At 49.1% G+C, this 14,746-nt stretch carries 12 protein-coding genes; 9 read left to right on the top strand and 3 right to left on the bottom strand.

The window, feature by feature from the left end:
• The first annotated feature begins 60 nt into the window (after positions 1–60).
• From sohB to XMA127_RS04845, 4 genes are read left to right on the top strand one after another with little or no spacing between them, the layout of a single operon-like run.
• Entirely contained in the window at positions 61–1,125 is a 1,065-nt protein-coding gene (gene sohB, locus XMA127_RS04860) for a protease SohB (protein WP_173495415.1), read from the top strand.
• Positions 1,125–1,601, top strand: coding sequence for a L,D-transpeptidase (locus XMA127_RS04855; RefSeq protein WP_173495416.1), 477 nt, complete (start codon positions 1,125–1,127; stop codon positions 1,599–1,601). The genes sohB and XMA127_RS04855 overlap by 1 nt, the downstream gene beginning before the upstream one ends.
• Before the next feature lie 12 nt (positions 1,602–1,613).
• Positions 1,614–2,615: a beta-N-acetylhexosaminidase gene (gene nagZ / locus XMA127_RS04850; RefSeq protein ID WP_173481527.1), complete on the top strand. Its 1,002-nt coding sequence runs from the start codon at positions 1,614–1,616 to the stop codon at positions 2,613–2,615.
• A gap of 24 nt (positions 2,616–2,639) precedes the next feature.
• Positions 2,640–3,746, top strand: a complete 1,107-nt coding sequence (locus tag XMA127_RS04845) for a mechanosensitive ion channel family protein (RefSeq protein ID WP_371731441.1) — start codon at positions 2,640–2,642, stop codon at positions 3,744–3,746.
• On the opposite strand, the gene XMA127_RS04840 is transcribed toward XMA127_RS04845, so the two are convergent.
• Both XMA127_RS04840 and mfd read right to left on the bottom strand, forming a co-directional pair.
• Positions 3,743–4,408, bottom strand: coding sequence for a CsiV family protein (locus XMA127_RS04840; RefSeq protein WP_173481526.1), 666 nt, complete (start codon positions 4,406–4,408; stop codon positions 3,743–3,745). The two genes, XMA127_RS04845 and XMA127_RS04840, sit on opposite strands and share 4 nt — an antisense overlap.
• A gap of 25 nt (positions 4,409–4,433) precedes the next feature.
• Complete coding sequence (gene mfd / locus XMA127_RS04835; RefSeq protein ID WP_173481525.1) at positions 4,434–7,883, bottom strand: transcription-repair coupling factor; 3,450 nt, start codon at positions 7,881–7,883, stop codon at positions 4,434–4,436.
• Positions 7,884–8,040: 157 nt separating this feature from the next.
• Here mfd and XMA127_RS04830 point away from each other — a divergent pair, with 157 nt between their 5' ends.
• Entirely contained in the window at positions 8,041–8,988 is a 948-nt protein-coding gene (locus XMA127_RS04830) for an AEC family transporter (RefSeq protein ID WP_173483146.1), read from the top strand.
• Between the two features lie 44 nt (positions 8,989–9,032).
• Complete coding sequence (locus XMA127_RS04825; protein ID WP_173498958.1) at positions 9,033–10,382, top strand: class II 3-deoxy-7-phosphoheptulonate synthase; 1,350 nt, start codon at positions 9,033–9,035, stop codon at positions 10,380–10,382.
• 446 nt (positions 10,383–10,828) lie between these two features.
• Here the strand turns inward: XMA127_RS04825 and XMA127_RS04820 are convergent, their stop codons facing one another.
• Positions 10,829–11,761 carry a LysR family transcriptional regulator gene (locus XMA127_RS04820; RefSeq protein WP_173481522.1) on the bottom strand — a complete coding sequence of 311 codons (933 nt, stop codon included), beginning with the start codon at positions 11,759–11,761 and terminating at the stop codon, positions 10,829–10,831.
• Positions 11,762–12,025: 264 nt separating this feature from the next.
• On the opposite strand from XMA127_RS04820, the gene XMA127_RS04815 reads away from it, so the two are divergent.
• The 3 genes from XMA127_RS04815 to XMA127_RS04805 all read left to right on the top strand — a co-directional run bounded on the left by XMA127_RS04815 (position 12,026) and on the right by XMA127_RS04805 (position 14,744).
• Complete coding sequence (locus XMA127_RS04815; RefSeq protein ID WP_173481521.1) at positions 12,026–13,444, top strand: form I ribulose bisphosphate carboxylase large subunit; 1,419 nt, start codon at positions 12,026–12,028, stop codon at positions 13,442–13,444.
• A 69-nt stretch (positions 13,445–13,513) separates the two neighbouring features.
• Positions 13,514–13,870 (top strand): ribulose bisphosphate carboxylase small subunit, encoded by a 357-nt coding sequence (locus tag XMA127_RS04810; RefSeq protein WP_173481520.1) that lies wholly within the window; start codon positions 13,514–13,516, stop codon positions 13,868–13,870.
• A 40-nt stretch (positions 13,871–13,910) separates the two neighbouring features.
• Positions 13,911–14,744 (top strand): CbbQ/NirQ/NorQ/GpvN family protein, encoded by an 834-nt coding sequence (locus XMA127_RS04805; protein ID WP_254442905.1) that lies wholly within the window; start codon positions 13,911–13,913, stop codon positions 14,742–14,744.
• Positions 14,745–14,746 lie beyond the last annotated feature (2 nt).

Genomic DNA, 14,746 nt, shown 5'->3' with positions numbered 1-14,746 from the left:
TTAGAAGTGGCTATGTTAACCTACCCCTCTCTGTTAATCGACTTTCTTACGAGGTAATCAGTGGTCGAGTTTTTTTCTGAATATGGTCTTTTCTTAGCTAAAACGGTCACTTGGGTGGTTGCGATTGGGCTGGTGCTTGCGATGATTGCAGCGGCGGCTCAAAAACGTCGTAAGCCTAACGACGGAGAGATTGAAGTCGAGTCGCTTAATGATCACTTCACCGAGCTAAAAGAGACGTTAGAAGACCATATATTGGATGAGCATCGCCTCAAACAGATGCATAAAGCGCAAAAGAAGCAGGATAAAGAGGAGGCTAAAGCCCGTAAAAAGGCGGCCAAGTCCGATGCTCAAGCAGAAGAGGATCGCAAACGAATCTATGTCATCGACTTCGATGGCGACATCCAAGCCTCTGAAGTCGACAAGATGCGCCAAGAGATCACAGCGGTTCTGACGTTTGCAAGAGAGGTCGACGAAGTGGTTGTTCGTCTAGAGAGCCCTGGTGGATTGGTGCATGGCTATGGCTTGGCTGCATCACAACTAGAGCGCATTCGTCGTAAGCAGATTCCACTGACGGTGTGTGTCGATAAAGTGGCTGCCAGCGGTGGTTATATGATGGCATGTATCGCCAATAAAATTGTCGCAGCTCCCTTTGCACTGATCGGTTCCATTGGTGTGGTTGCACAGATCCCCAATTTTCATCGCCTTCTTAAGAAGAATGACATCGATTACGAAGTCTTAACGGCCGGTGATTACAAGCGAACTCTAACGATGTTTGGTGAGAACACTGATAAAGGTCGTGAAAAGTTTGTTGAGGAGCTAGAGGATACGCACGCTCTTTTCAAAGAGTTTGTCGCTGACTACCGCTCGGATTTAGACATTGAGAAAGTGGCGACGGGTGAAGTCTGGTTTGGTCGTCGCGCCATTGCCAATGGTCTTATTGATCAGATAGAGACCAGTGATGACTATCTGGTTAATGCCGCCGATGACGCTGATATCTACAAAGTGAGCTATCAGGTGAAGCAGAGCCTACAAGAGCGCCTCGAACACTTTGGTATCTCTGCTGTCACTGGCGTTGCTGGTAAAGCGTGGTCGAGCCTGACACAGAGCCGTTTCTGGGCGCGCTGATGAGTCGTATTGAGATCTCCATTGCTGATCAAACCTTAAGGTTACTGACCGATTCGGGTGAGCAGAGTTGGAGCGTCTCAACGGCTTTAAACGGGCCGGGGAATATTAAAGGGTCAGGCTGTACACCGCTTGGGCAGCACAAAGTAAAGCTTAAAATTGGCGAATCTGCACCGACCAACAGTGTCTTTGTTGGTCGTCGATCAACCGGTGAAATCTATTCAGAAACGCTAGCCAAGCAGTACCCAGAACGAGATTGGATTTTGACACGAATCATCTGGCTACAGGGTATGGAGTACGGCTTCAATCGTGGTGGTCAGGTCGATACACTAAGTCGTTTCATATACATCCATGGCACACCTGACACTGAGCCGATGGGGGTGCCTAAATCACACGGCTGCATCCGAATGAGAAACCAGGATCTGATTGAGCTGTTTGATCAGGTCAACAACAACATGATCGTAAATATTACGGCTTAATTGGAGAGAGTAATGAGCAGTGGCGCCCTAATGCTGGATATTGCTGGGACTGAGTTAACGCCCGCTGAGGTTGAGACTCTCAAGTCTCCCCAAGTGGGAGGGTTGATTCTCTTTGCTCGTAACTACCAAAACCCTGCACAACTTCGACAACTTATGACGTCGATCCGTCAGGTCCGTCCTGACCTGTTAGTGGCTGTCGACCAAGAGGGTGGTCGTGTACAGCGATTTAAAGAGGGCTTCACCCGACTGCCACCAATGCGAGTATTCAGTGAGGCTTGGCAAGAGAACCCTAGCAAAGCGGTCGCTTGGGCTCATGAGTTTGGCTGGTTGATGGCTACAGAGTTGCGCGACTATGACATCGATATCTCATTCGCCCCTGTGTTAGATCTCGATTACGGCCACTCAGAGGTGATCGGCGACCGTTCGTTTGGCAGCGATAGCGAACAGGTTGAAGCACTGGCGGGAGCCTTCATGTCAGGCATGCATGAAGCGGGCATGGCGACCACGGGTAAGCACTTTCCAGGGCATGGCTGGGTGGAGGTGGATTCACATTTGGGTCTTCCAGAAGATCAGCGCAGTTTTGCTGAGATAGATGCTCAAGACCTACAGCCCTTTGCCAAGTTGATTAAACGCGGCTTGGATGCGGTCATGCCGGCCCATATTAAATATACCAGTGTCTGCTCACAGCCCGCAGGCTTCTCAGAGTTTTGGTTGCAACGCCAACTGCGTGAGCGATTAAGTTTTGATGGCGTGATCTTCAGTGATGATCTCTCTATGGAGGGGGCAGCAGAGACTGGCAGTTATTCTGATAGAGCCGACGCCGCGCTGGCAGCTGGCTGTGACATGGTGCTTGTCTGCAACGCACCCGAGCGTGCGCAAGAGGTGTTGCAGCACCTAACCAACCTTGGGCACACTGGTTCTGATCGAATTGTAAGAATGCGTGCTAGACCTAAGCGCCCGAGTGATTCTGAACGATTGGCTCGCGTAAGAACGATGGCGAAAGAGTTGGTCTAACTGATTGTTTATTGGAGTTTTTAAGTGACTGAATTGTTGAGTTGGGTGCTTAACCCACTGTTAAATGCTATTCCTGCCTTGAATCAATATCAGTGGTTGCTACAAGGCGCTGTGATTCTGTTGATGACACTGATCGTCTCTCTAGTCAGCAATACTTTGTTGAATCGACTGATTCCCTTTATCAACAATCTCTCGTCCGTTTGGAATCAGGTATTCATTGATACCGTGCGTGCCCCTTTAAGTCTTCTAGTCTGGGTGGTGGGTATTACGCTCTCACTCGATATTGCCGCTCGAGCACTGGACGAGATAGACCTGGTTCTGACGCAATCTTTGCGCTCACTAGCGTATATTCTGTTAGCGGCATGGACGTTGATCCGTCTAATTAAGCGGGTTGAGCAGCAGTTAGTGGATGGCGTTTCTGGTCGTCCTGGTGTTGATCGAACCACCGCTGATGCGGTCGCAAAACTACTGCGATTAACCGTCCTTCTGTTTGCGGGTTTGGTGCTGCTTCAACATTTGGGCGTCAGTGTCTCAGGCATACTAGCGTTCGGTGGTGTTGGTGGTTTGGCTGTCGGTTTTGCCGCAAAGGACCTACTGGCTAACTTCTTCGGTGGGTTGATGATCTACATGGATCGCCCCTTCAAAGTGGGGGATTGGATTCGCTCCCCCGACAAAGAGATTGAGGGTACAGTTGAAGAGATCGGCTGGCGCTTAACCCGAATTCGCACCTTTGATAAACGACCGCTCTACGTCCCTAACTCAACCTTCGCCAGTATTGCCGTTGAGAATCCATCGCGTATGACCAACCGTCGTATCTATGAAACCATTGGTGTTCGTTATGACGATGCGGCTGTGGTTGAGCAGATTGTTGCAGATATTAAATCGATGTTGCAGAGCCATGCTGACATCGATCAGAGCCAAACTCTGATCGTAAACCTGAACCACTTTGGTGCCTCATCAATCGATATCATGGTCTACACCTTTACCAAAACGGTTAACTGGGTGGAGTTCCACTCGGTTAAGCAGGATGTACTGGTTAAGATTATCAATCTGGTTGAAGCGCGTGGCGCAGAGATCGCTTTCCCAACCTCTACGATTCATATTGCCCCGAATGAGGCGCCGTCGAACTAGTTTACGGTGTTTGCTGTCTCTGTTGAGGTCACCAGATCGGTGACCTCCATCTCAACCGCTTCGACCGGTCTAAAGAGTACCAGCATTCCCAGAACGGGGTGATCGATGTAGTGCAGATCCTTCGATCGCATGCGACGTGACTCCTCAAAACGGATCGTTTCAGCGGGCTCGTCGGTCAAGCTTAAACCGTTAGGGTAGTAGTTGATCGATGGGTAGATATGCAGATAACGCTGACGCTCAATGCGTAATGTACCTTCGAAGTTTCCAAATGCATCCAATAACAGAGTGGTGCGGTTAGCGCCAGGTTTAAACTGATCCAGCCAGCTATTGTGGTAGAGCAGCTCATACCCTTTTTGCGCCAATCGATTGGCTTGTTCAGTCAATGCAAAGGTGGTTATTGGCAACTCTTCATTCAGGGCTAAGGGTTCGCCATCATTGACGAGAGGAAGCTCAGCGTTGGTGAATTCAATACTTTCTAAGTCGGCAGGCCAGGTTTCGCTCTCTTTGTCGGCTTCAGCCTGTTTGAAAATAACCACTTCAACAGTGTAGAGACTCTCTTCACTGATCAGTTCAGGGGCAACCGCTAGCTTGACCGCCTCATCGTCAGCCACGGCTTGGCCGATACCAGCCAATAGCAAAAGGGTCGTTGCAATCACTCTCACTTTAATATGCTCCTGAAGGTTCAAATCAATCACTTGCCGGTGTCAGTGTATCAAGCAGCGCTTCAACTGTCTGGAATCGAGTTTCACTGTTTTCCATCGGTACACTGAACTTAAACGCGGTAGCCCCATCGAGTTTATAGACCTTTGGCTGTGTCTGCACCAGTTTTACAAGGGTGTAAGGATCGACACAGGTCTCCTCAGCAAACTCCAAGCGTCCTGACCCAGCGCCAGCATCCAACTTGATAATATCGAGTTTTTCAGCCCGCAACTTGATTGAAGTCTGTCGAATTAGGTTCTGAAGAGGCGTTGGTAGCAGACCAAAGCGATCAATCATCTCCACCTGAAGCTCACGCAACTCCTCGTCATTGGCTGCATTGGCAATGCGTTTATAGAGCGTCAATCGGTTATGCACATCCGGCAGATAGTCATCGGGAATCAGTGCCGGTAGGTGCAAGTTTACTTCACAGCCGTGATGAAGAGGCTGATCAAAGTTGGGTGTTTTACCCTCTTTAATCGACTCTACTGCTTGCTCTAGCATCTCCATGTAGAGGGAGAAACCAATTGTCTGCATTTGACCCGACTGCTCTTCACCTAACAGCTCACCGGCACCCCGTATCTCAAGGTCGTGGGTTGCTAGGGTAAAGCCTGCCCCTAGAGTGCTCGCTTCGACAATCGCCTCCAGACGTTTGGTGGCATCTGAAGTCATCGCCTTGTGGTGCGGTGTAAGCAGGTAAGCGTAAGCCTGATGATGCGAACGACCGACTCGTCCACGCAACTGGTGCAATTGAGCCAGACCAAATTTATCAGCGCGATCGATGATGATCGTATTGGCGTTAGGAACGTCGATACCGGTTTCGATGATGGTGGTGGAGACCAATACGTTGAATCGCTTGTGATAGAAGTCACTCATCACCTGTTCCAGTTCACGCTCACGCATCTGGCCATGGCCGATACCAATACGGGCCTCTGGAATCAGCTCACCCAACTCTTTAGCGGTCTGTTCAATGGTTTTCACTTCATTGTGCAGATAGTAGACCTGACCACCGCGAAGCAACTCACGCAGAATGGCCTCTTTAATCAGCGCTGGATCTGATTGACGCACAAAGGTTTTAACCGATAGACGCTTAGCCGGTGCCGTCGCGATGATCGATAGATCACGCATGCCCGACATCGCCATGTTCAGCGTACGAGGGATAGGGGTCGCGGTCAGCGTGAGAATATCAACCTCAGAGCGAAGCGACTTGAGTTTCTCTTTCTGCTGGACCCCAAAACGGTGCTCCTCATCGATAATCAACAGCCCTAGGTTGCTGAATTTCAGGTCACCCTGTATCAGTTTATGTGTGCCAATCAAAATATCGACCTGACCCGCCTCTACCTTGGCTGCGATCTGATCTTGTTGTTTGCCTGTTTTGAAGCGAGAGATCAGATCGACCTCCATGGGCCAGTCGGCGAAACGATCACGGAAATTCTCAAAGTGCTGTTGGGCGAGCAGGGTAGTTGGTACCAATACAGCGACCTGTTTGCCAGCTTGTGCCGCAATGAAGGCGGCCCGCATAGCCACTTCAGTTTTACCAAAGCCAACATCACCACAGACTAGACGATCCATAGGTTGGACGGCTTGCATGTCTCGGCGCACCGCCTCAATGGCCATCGCTTGATCCGGCGTCTCTTCGAATGGGAATGCACGTGAGAATTGATCATACATCGCATCATCAATGCTGTACTGATAGCCCTGGCGAGCGGCACGACGTGCATAGATGTCTAACAGCTCTGCAGCAGCATCACGCACTTTCTCGGCCGCTTTACGGCGCGCTTTGGACCACTGTTCTGTGCCAAGACGGTGCAGCGGTGCAGACTCTTCACTGGCACCCGTGTAACGGCTAATCAGATGCAGAGAGGAGACCGGAACATAGAGTTTGGCATCATTAGCGTATTGCAGTGTCAGAAACTCGGTGGCTGATCCATCCAAATCGATCGTCTGCAGACCGAGATAGCGTCCTACGCCGTGATCAATATGGACCACAGGATTCCCGACGCTCAGTTCAGACAGCGATTTAACGGCCTGGTCGGCATCGCTCTGTTCACGCTGGCGACGACGACGTTGGAAGACCTGATTGCCAAATAGCTGTGCCTCTGAGATCACCTCAAATTGATCACTGATGGCAAGACCCTGTTCAAGCGGTGCAACGCTTATTGCGAGTGACTCATTGCTGTTTTGAAACGCTTGCCAGCTGTCGAGTTGCACAGGCTTGATCGACATCGCTTGCAGTTGCGTTAATAGAGATTCACGACGGCCCGCCGACTCAGCAAGAATGAGAACTGGAGTGGACGCTTTCTCTAGGTGATTGGCCAGTGGGCGCAGAGGCTCTGCCGCAGTGGGAGAGGTGCTTAAACTGGGTGGCTCAGTCGCACCAATATTTTCACGCCCCGGTTTAACCTCCTCTGGTTCAGCGCATAGACGTATTCCAGGCCAACGTTTTAGGTCACTTGCCAAGTTATCCGGTGTTAAAAAGAGCTCATCTGGCGTCAAAATTGGGCGAGTGATATCGCCTTGGCGTTCGTTATGTCGACTTACCACACCGCTGTGGAATTGTGATGCGGCCTCCAGTATCCCTTTCTGCTGAATCACTAGGGTTGATTCAGGAAGGTAATCGAACAGGGTAGAGCACTGCTCAAAGAAGAGCGGCAGATAGTACTCGATACCCGCCGGTGCTAAACCGCTTGAGATGTCCTGGTAGATAGGGCAGTTGCCATAATCGACATCAAATCGTTGACGCCAACGCTGTTTAAAGCCATCAATCGCGTTGGAGTGAAAAGGGTATTCACGCGCCGGCAAAATGCGAATGCGCTCGATCTGTTCAATGGAGCGTTGTGTCTCCGGATCGAATGTTCTTAGAGTATCGATCTCATCATCAAATAGGTCGATACGAAGAGGCGCGCTAGTGCCAGTAGGGTAGAGATCAATAATGGCGCCACGTACAGCAAATTCACCGTGCTCATAGACGGTGTCGACCAGGTTATACCCTGCATCGATCAGTTGCTCTCGCATCCTGTCGGCGTCTAATTGCTGACCTTTCTCAAGCCAGAAGACATTGCCACTGACAAACTCTTTAGGGGCGACACGCTGCATTGCCGTCGAAGCAGGCACGACAATGACACCTGACTTTAAACCTTGAAGTCGGTAGAGCGTCTCTAAGCGAGTGGAAGTAATATCCTGGTGTGGGGAGAAGCTATCGTAAGCTAGGGTTTCCCAGTCTGGAAAGAGCATCACAGGCAGAGAGTCACCGGCAAAAAATCGTATCTCACGACGAATACGGCTAGCGCTCTCACTGTCGTTGCAGAGCATCAGAATAGGTCCCTGATGCTTGTCGCGTATCTGATCGATTAGCCAACCGGTGGCGGCCCCTTTTACATCACCAATACGGCGCAAATCACCGGCTTTAGTTGGGGCAATAAACTGATCTAGACCTGACAATCCTGGACTCCAGTGAAAATAGCATGAGAAAGATTCTATTGTAGCGATCAATCAGTGATTAGGGCAGGTAAGTAGAGAAAAAATCACAGTTTTTATCTGTTTCGCAGGTGCGGTATCGGCCATAATAGACGTCTACTCCACATGGACTTGGAATCGCATGAATCACTTCGAGCTGTTTGCTCAAATATTTGCTGTTACGGCCCCCATTTTCTCCCTGGTCATCATCGGATTGCTGCTAAAACGATTTAACCTGTTGAGTGATGGTTTCATCAGTGGCGCCTCGATGTTGGTCTACAAAGCAACCCTGCCTACTCTGTTAGGTTTAGCTACCTACCGAGCGGACGTGGTTGGACTGCTTGATTCCGTTCTGTTTGGCTACTACATCCTGGCGAACTTCGCAGTCGTCATACTCATGGGATTTATCGCCTATCGTTGGATTCGACCGGATCAGCGTGCTGTTTTTATTCAGGCGGGTTTCAGAGGTAATCACGGCATTATCGCACTGGCGCTGGTATTGAGCCTTTATGGCAATGAGGGGCTGCAAGTGGCCGGATTAATGGCTGGTTTAGCGGGAATCCTAAACAACGGTCTTTCGGTCGTGCTCTTTTCGGTCTTCAGTACACGCTATCGTCCTACACCATTGGTGGTTGCGAAAGAGGTGGTGCTGAACCCGATGATTATTGGGGTGTTAATCGGTGCGTTGCTGTCACTCTTGCATCTGCGATTGCCACTCTGGGTAGAGGAGTCGGCTCAACTCTTCGGGTCTATGTCACTGCCACTAGCACTGCTCTGCATTGGCGCAACGCTGTCGTTAAAAGCCTTTCGTCTGTCAGGTTGGTTGGCCGTCAATGCTACGCTGGTCAAGTTGATTTGGGTACCACTGCTGTTCACGGCCATTGGCGCCTACTTGGGTATCAGTGGAATGGAGTTAGGGACTCTGTTTCTGTTCCTAGCATCTCCTACCGCGGCTGCCAGTTATGTGATGGCCAAAATTGCAGGTGATGACGATGAACTTGCCGCCAACATCATCGTTCTGACGACCTTTGTGTCGATGATCACGATAACTTTCGGGCTCTACCTACTGCAGTTGTTGGCATTAATTTAGTAGACTAGAAACCTCTTTAATCACCACCTAAAGGAATTTTTCACATGAGCGTATGGACGCCCAATAGCTGGCGCGATCTGCCGGTTAAACAGTTACCGACTTACCCAGACCTAACGGCACTGCAATCGATTGAGGCTGAGCTGAAACAACAGCCACCTCTGGTTTTTGCAGGAGAGATCCGATCTTTAAAAGCTGATCTAGCACGTGTCAGTCGTGGTGAAGCGTTTCTGTTACAGGGTGGTGACTGTGCAGAGAGCTTTAACGAGTTCAGTGCTGATAAGATCAAAGATACCTTTAAATTGCTAATGCAGATGGCCGTTGTGTTGGCTTTCGCGGGTAGTTGTCCTGTAGTAAAAGTAGGGCGAATTGCTGGCCAATTCGCTAAACCTCGCTCTAGCGATACTGAGACGATTGATGGTGTCGAGCTACCTTCATACCGTGGTGACAACGTCAACTCGGCCGAGTTCACGGCAGAAGCGCGTATTCCAGATCCTGAGCGTATGTTGAAGGCTTATCATCAATCCTCAGCAACGTTAAACCTACTGCGCGCCTTCTCACGTGGTGGCTTTGCCGATCTGCATCAGGTTCATAAATGGAACCAAGGCTTCGTGTCTCAGTCGCCTGCGCATGAAAAGTATGAAGCGCTAGCCGCACAGATCGATCAAGCGTTGTCGTTCATGGCGGCCTGTGGATTGAATTCAGACAATACACCGCAGCTATCTGAGACAACGCTCTACACCTCACACGAAGCACTGTTGCTGCCTTATGAAGAGGCGTTGACGCGCCAAGACAGTTTGACCAACGGTTGGTATGACTGTTCAGCGCACATGCTCTGGATTGGTGATCGGACTCGTCAGCCTGATCATGCGCACGTTGAGTTCTTGCGTGGTGTTCAAAACCCGGTCGGTGTAAAAGTGGGCCCAACCACTCAAGTGGATGATTTAAAACGTCTATTAGAGATTCTAAACCCAGAGAACGAAGCGGGTCGTATCAATCTGATTGCCCGCATGGGTGCCGATAAGATCGGCGATCACCTTCCACAGCTAGTGCGTGCTGTGAATGATCTGGGCGTGAATGTTGTCTGGAGCAACGACCCGATGCACGGCAATACGGTAAAAGCTAGCAGCGGTTACAAAACCCGCTCGGTCGATGCGATTCTCTCTGAGATGAAATCCTTCTTCGAGATTCACAAGGCAGAGGGCAGCTACGCAGGTGGTGTTCACTTTGAGATGACCGGTAACCATGTAACCGAGTGTGTCGGTGGCGCCTACCAAATCACAGAATCAGCCCTGGCAGAGCGCTACATCACCCAGTGTGACCCACGCCTCAATGCTGACCAGTCACTTGAGTTAGCGTTTATGATTGCGGATACACTTAAGGCAGCACGTAAGTAATCTGAGTTGGAGCGGTCTTGTCGGTGACAGGCCTTCAGCCTGTCATCCGCAGGTAAGATTTGCTACTAATCTGGAAAACGCTGAGAAAGTGGATGTCAGGCTAAAGCCAGACACCTGTGTTACTAGCTAAGCTTAATTTAATACCCTTCGCGGCCTTTTCAAGACCGCTCCAACAGTGCCAGATTCGAATCTGGCACCCCGTTCCACGTCCGATAGAGAGTGAGTACGATGGTTTTTCACGGTTCAGTATCGCATCAATGACTTGTTTCGGGATATTTTCGTGGTTTGCCCTACGGGCAATACACTCCTACAGTAGGACTCCGTTGCGGGCTTATTGCGAAGTCCTATTGTAGGAGGGAATTCAGCTCAGCTGAAACCCCGATCGAATCGCAACGCGATTCGCATCTCTAATTACACTTAGATCTTAAAGAAAAGATCGCGCAAATCTACTCTAACCGCCCAAACTGCTCAGCTAGGAAACTCTCTGCTCTCTCAAGCATAAAGTATCGGAACGCTTCTGCAGCAGGGGAGAGTACCTTCGATTGTGTATGCACAAGGTTCCAGGCTCGAACAATCGGCGCGCCATCGACATTGAGTATTCCCAATTTTTGGTGCTCCAGTTCTAAACCGACAGTGTGCTGTGACACAAATCCTATCCCCAGATCGGCCATTACGGCCTGTTTGATCATTTCGTTGGAATCCAGTTCAAACTTATAATGCGGTTCAATACTTCTCCCCTCGAAAAAGCGTTCCATCGCTGCTCGTGTGCCTGAGCCCTCTTCACGAACAATAAACGGGATATCTCGCAGCTCCTCGGGTGTTAACCGCTCATCCAGGCTTCTTAAAAATAACGGGTTTGTGGGCGCGGCCACAAAAACGTGAGGGTGAGCCGCAAAGGGTTCATTTCGGGTCCGCATCTCTTTGGGTGGTCGACCCATAATAGCGAGATCAACTTCATTGTTTTGCAAAGATTTGAGCAGCTGTTCACGATTACCAATCGATAGCTTTATGTCGACACTCTTATGTTCTTCAATGAATTCAGAAATAAGGTGCATCATGAAGTATTTTGCGGTTCTAACAATCCCTATCGTAATTGTTCCAGCTTCTGCGTGAATTAATCTTGCTGCAGCATCTTCAGCGTCTTTAACGGTCGCTAGGATTCTTCTAGCGTAGACCAGCATATATTCACCTGCTGTGGTTAGCGTGACTTTTTTGCCAGCACGATCAAACAACGGCATGCCTACGTTACTTTCAAGCTCTTTAATTTGCATGGTAATCGCCGGGGGAGTTAGGTGAAGAGATTCCGCGGCTCTAATGAAACTCAGCTGTTTTGCGACTTCATTAAAGACTCTGAGCTGACGAAAGGTTGTATTACGCACTGGCTCCTCCGATTAATGCTTTGAGTTATTTATTGTGGTTTATTCAAAATAGTTAAGTTTAACCTTAATGTAAACAGTATCTATTTAATTCCTGATTGAATATTAATGTTAAGTAATCACTTATCATTTTGATAAGAAAGTTTGTGTTGTTCTTAACATTACTTTCCCATAACGTCTCTCCTATGCGATTGCTAAGTTGATTTCAGCCTGGCACTCAAACAGCACAACAATAATCAAGGTTTAATCCAACAGGAGAAATTGACCATGGCAAAAAGCTATCAAGCAGGTGTAAAGGAGTACCGTGAGACGTATTGGATGCCCGATTACACACCAAAAGATACGGACTTTCTGGCGTGTTTTAAGGTAATTGCACAAGATGGAGTGCCACGTGAAGAGGCGGCAGCAGCGGTTGCGGCAGAGTCTTCTACCGGTACTTGGACGACCGTGTGGACAGATCTGCTCACTGATCTTGAGTACTATAAAGGCCGCGCCTACGCTATCGAGGATGTTCCTGGTAATGACGAGGCGTTCTACGCATTCATTGCCTACCCAATTGACCTGTTCGAAGAGGGCTCTGTTGTCAATGTATTGACCTCTCTTGTTGGTAACGTATTTGGCTTTAAGGCAGTGCGTTCTTTGCGATTGGAAGATGTTCGTATTCCAGTCGCCTATGTAATGACCTGTGGTGGACCACCGCACGGCATTCAGGTAGAGCGCGACATTATGAACAAATACGGTCGTCCAATGTTGGGGTGCACCATCAAGCCTAAGCTGGGTTTGTCAGCCAAAAACTACGGACGAGCAGTTTATGAGTGTCTTCGCGGTGGTCTCGATTTTACCAAGGATGATGAGAACGTTAACTCTCAACCGTTCATGCGCTGGAGACAACGATTTGATTTTGTCATGGAAGCCATTGAAAAAGCCGAAGCTGAAACGGGTGAGCGTAAAGGTCACTACCTGAACGTGACAGCTCCAACTCCGGAAGAGATGTATAAGCGTGCCGAATACGCAAAAGAGATCGGCGCCCCGATCATTATGCACGATTATCTGACCGGTGGTTTTACCGCTAACACAGGTCTAGCAAATTGGTGTCGTGAAAATGGCATGTTGTTGCACATTCACCGTGCCATGCACGCTGTTCTAGACCGCAACCCTAATCACGGTATCCATTTCCGAGTGCTGACTAAGATGCTTCGTCTTTCCGGTGGTGACCATCTTCACTCTGGCACGGTGGTTGGTAAGTTGGAAGGTGACCGTGAGGCGACCTTGGGCTGGATCGATCTAATGCGTGACTCTTTTACAAAAGAGGATCGCAGTCGCGGCATTATGTTTGATCAAGACTGGGGATCTATGCCGGGTGTTATTCCGGTTGCCTCGGGCGGTATCCATGTTTGGCACATGCCTGCATTGGTTAACATTTTTGGTGATGACTCAGTTCTACAGTTTGGTGGTGGTACTTTGGGTCACCCGTGGGGTAATGCCGCAGGTGCAGCTGCGAACCGTGTGGCTCTTGAAGCCTGTGTTGAAGCGCGAAATCACGGTGCTGAACTTGAGAAAGATGGTAAACAAATCCTTCTCTCTGCAGCCGAGCACAGCCCTGAGCTAAAAGTTGCCATGGAAACCTGGAAAGAGATCAAGTTTGAATTCGATACGGTCGATAAGTTAGACGTCTCTCATAAATAAAGTAATGGGAGGGTTCCTTAGAGACCCTCCTTAATAAATTGAGCTCTTATTAGAGTTGAGGAATAGATGATGAGTGAAATGCAAGATTACGCATCAAGCCTGAGTGATGTGAATAGCCGTAAATTCGAGACATTCTCTTACCTGCCTGAGATGAATGCTGAACAAATTCGAAAGCAAGTTGAGTACATCGTGTCTAAAGGATGGAACCCGGCGATAGAGCATACAGAGCCAGAGAATGCGTTCGATCACTACTGGTACATGTGGAAGTTGCCACTGTTCGGTGAGACCGACGTTGATCGAGTTCTGAATGAGGCTGAAGCTTGCCACCAAGCCCACCCTAATAACCACGTTAGGTTGGTCGGTTATGACAACTATGCTCAGTCAAAAGGTGCTGAGATGGTGGTTTACCGAGGCAACCCAGTATAACGCTATAGATACCCCCTCTAATGAGGGGGTTTTGCTCTCAATGGATACAAAAGGTAAGAGTATGAGTGCAGTGAATACGGATCAATACATTATCAAGGACGAACCCTTTTATAAGGCGGTAGGCAATGAGGTCGATATGTATCAAGCCGCCTATGCAAGACGTATGCCGGTGATGCTCAAAGGGCCAACGGGATGCGGCAAATCAAGATTTGTGGAGTATATGGCCTGGAAACTGAAGCGTCCTCTGATTACGGTTGCCTGTAACGAAGATATGACGGCCTCAGATCTGGTTGGACGTTTTTTGCTCGATAAGGACGGTACCCATTGGCAGGATGGTCCATTAGCGACAGCTGCCAGAATAGGGGCAATTTGTTACTTGGATGAGGTCGTTGAAGCAAGACAAGATACCACCGTTGTGATTCACCCCTTAACTGACCATCGCAGAACACTGCCTTTGGATAAAAAAGGGGAACTGATCGAGGCGCACCCTGATTTTCAATTGGTTATCTCTTATAACCCCGGTTATCAAAGCCTGATGAAAGATCTTAAACAATCCACTAAACAGCGATTTGGTGCGATGAACTTTGACTATCCGAAAGATTATGATGAAGCTGAAATTGTAGATAAAGAGACAGGTGTGGGTCTTGATATCGCCAATAAATTGGTTCAAATAGCCCACCGTGCGAGGAATTTGAAAGGGCACGGCCTTGATGAAGGAATATCAACTCGTTTGCTTGTCTATGCTGGGCAGATGATCGCTGAAGGTGTAGATCCGTTGTCTGCGTGCAAAATGACGTTAGTAACACCGTTGACCGATGATCCAGATATGCGAGAAACCCTAGATGCTGCAGTCAACACATTTTTTGTGAGCTAACA

It is taken from the genome of Marinobacterium sp. xm-a-127 (assembly GCF_013283425.1).
In the GTDB taxonomy this organism is placed as follows: Bacteria; Pseudomonadota; Gammaproteobacteria; order Pseudomonadales; family Balneatricaceae; genus Marinobacterium_E.
This window is presented reverse-complemented; position numbering and strand designations above follow the sequence as displayed.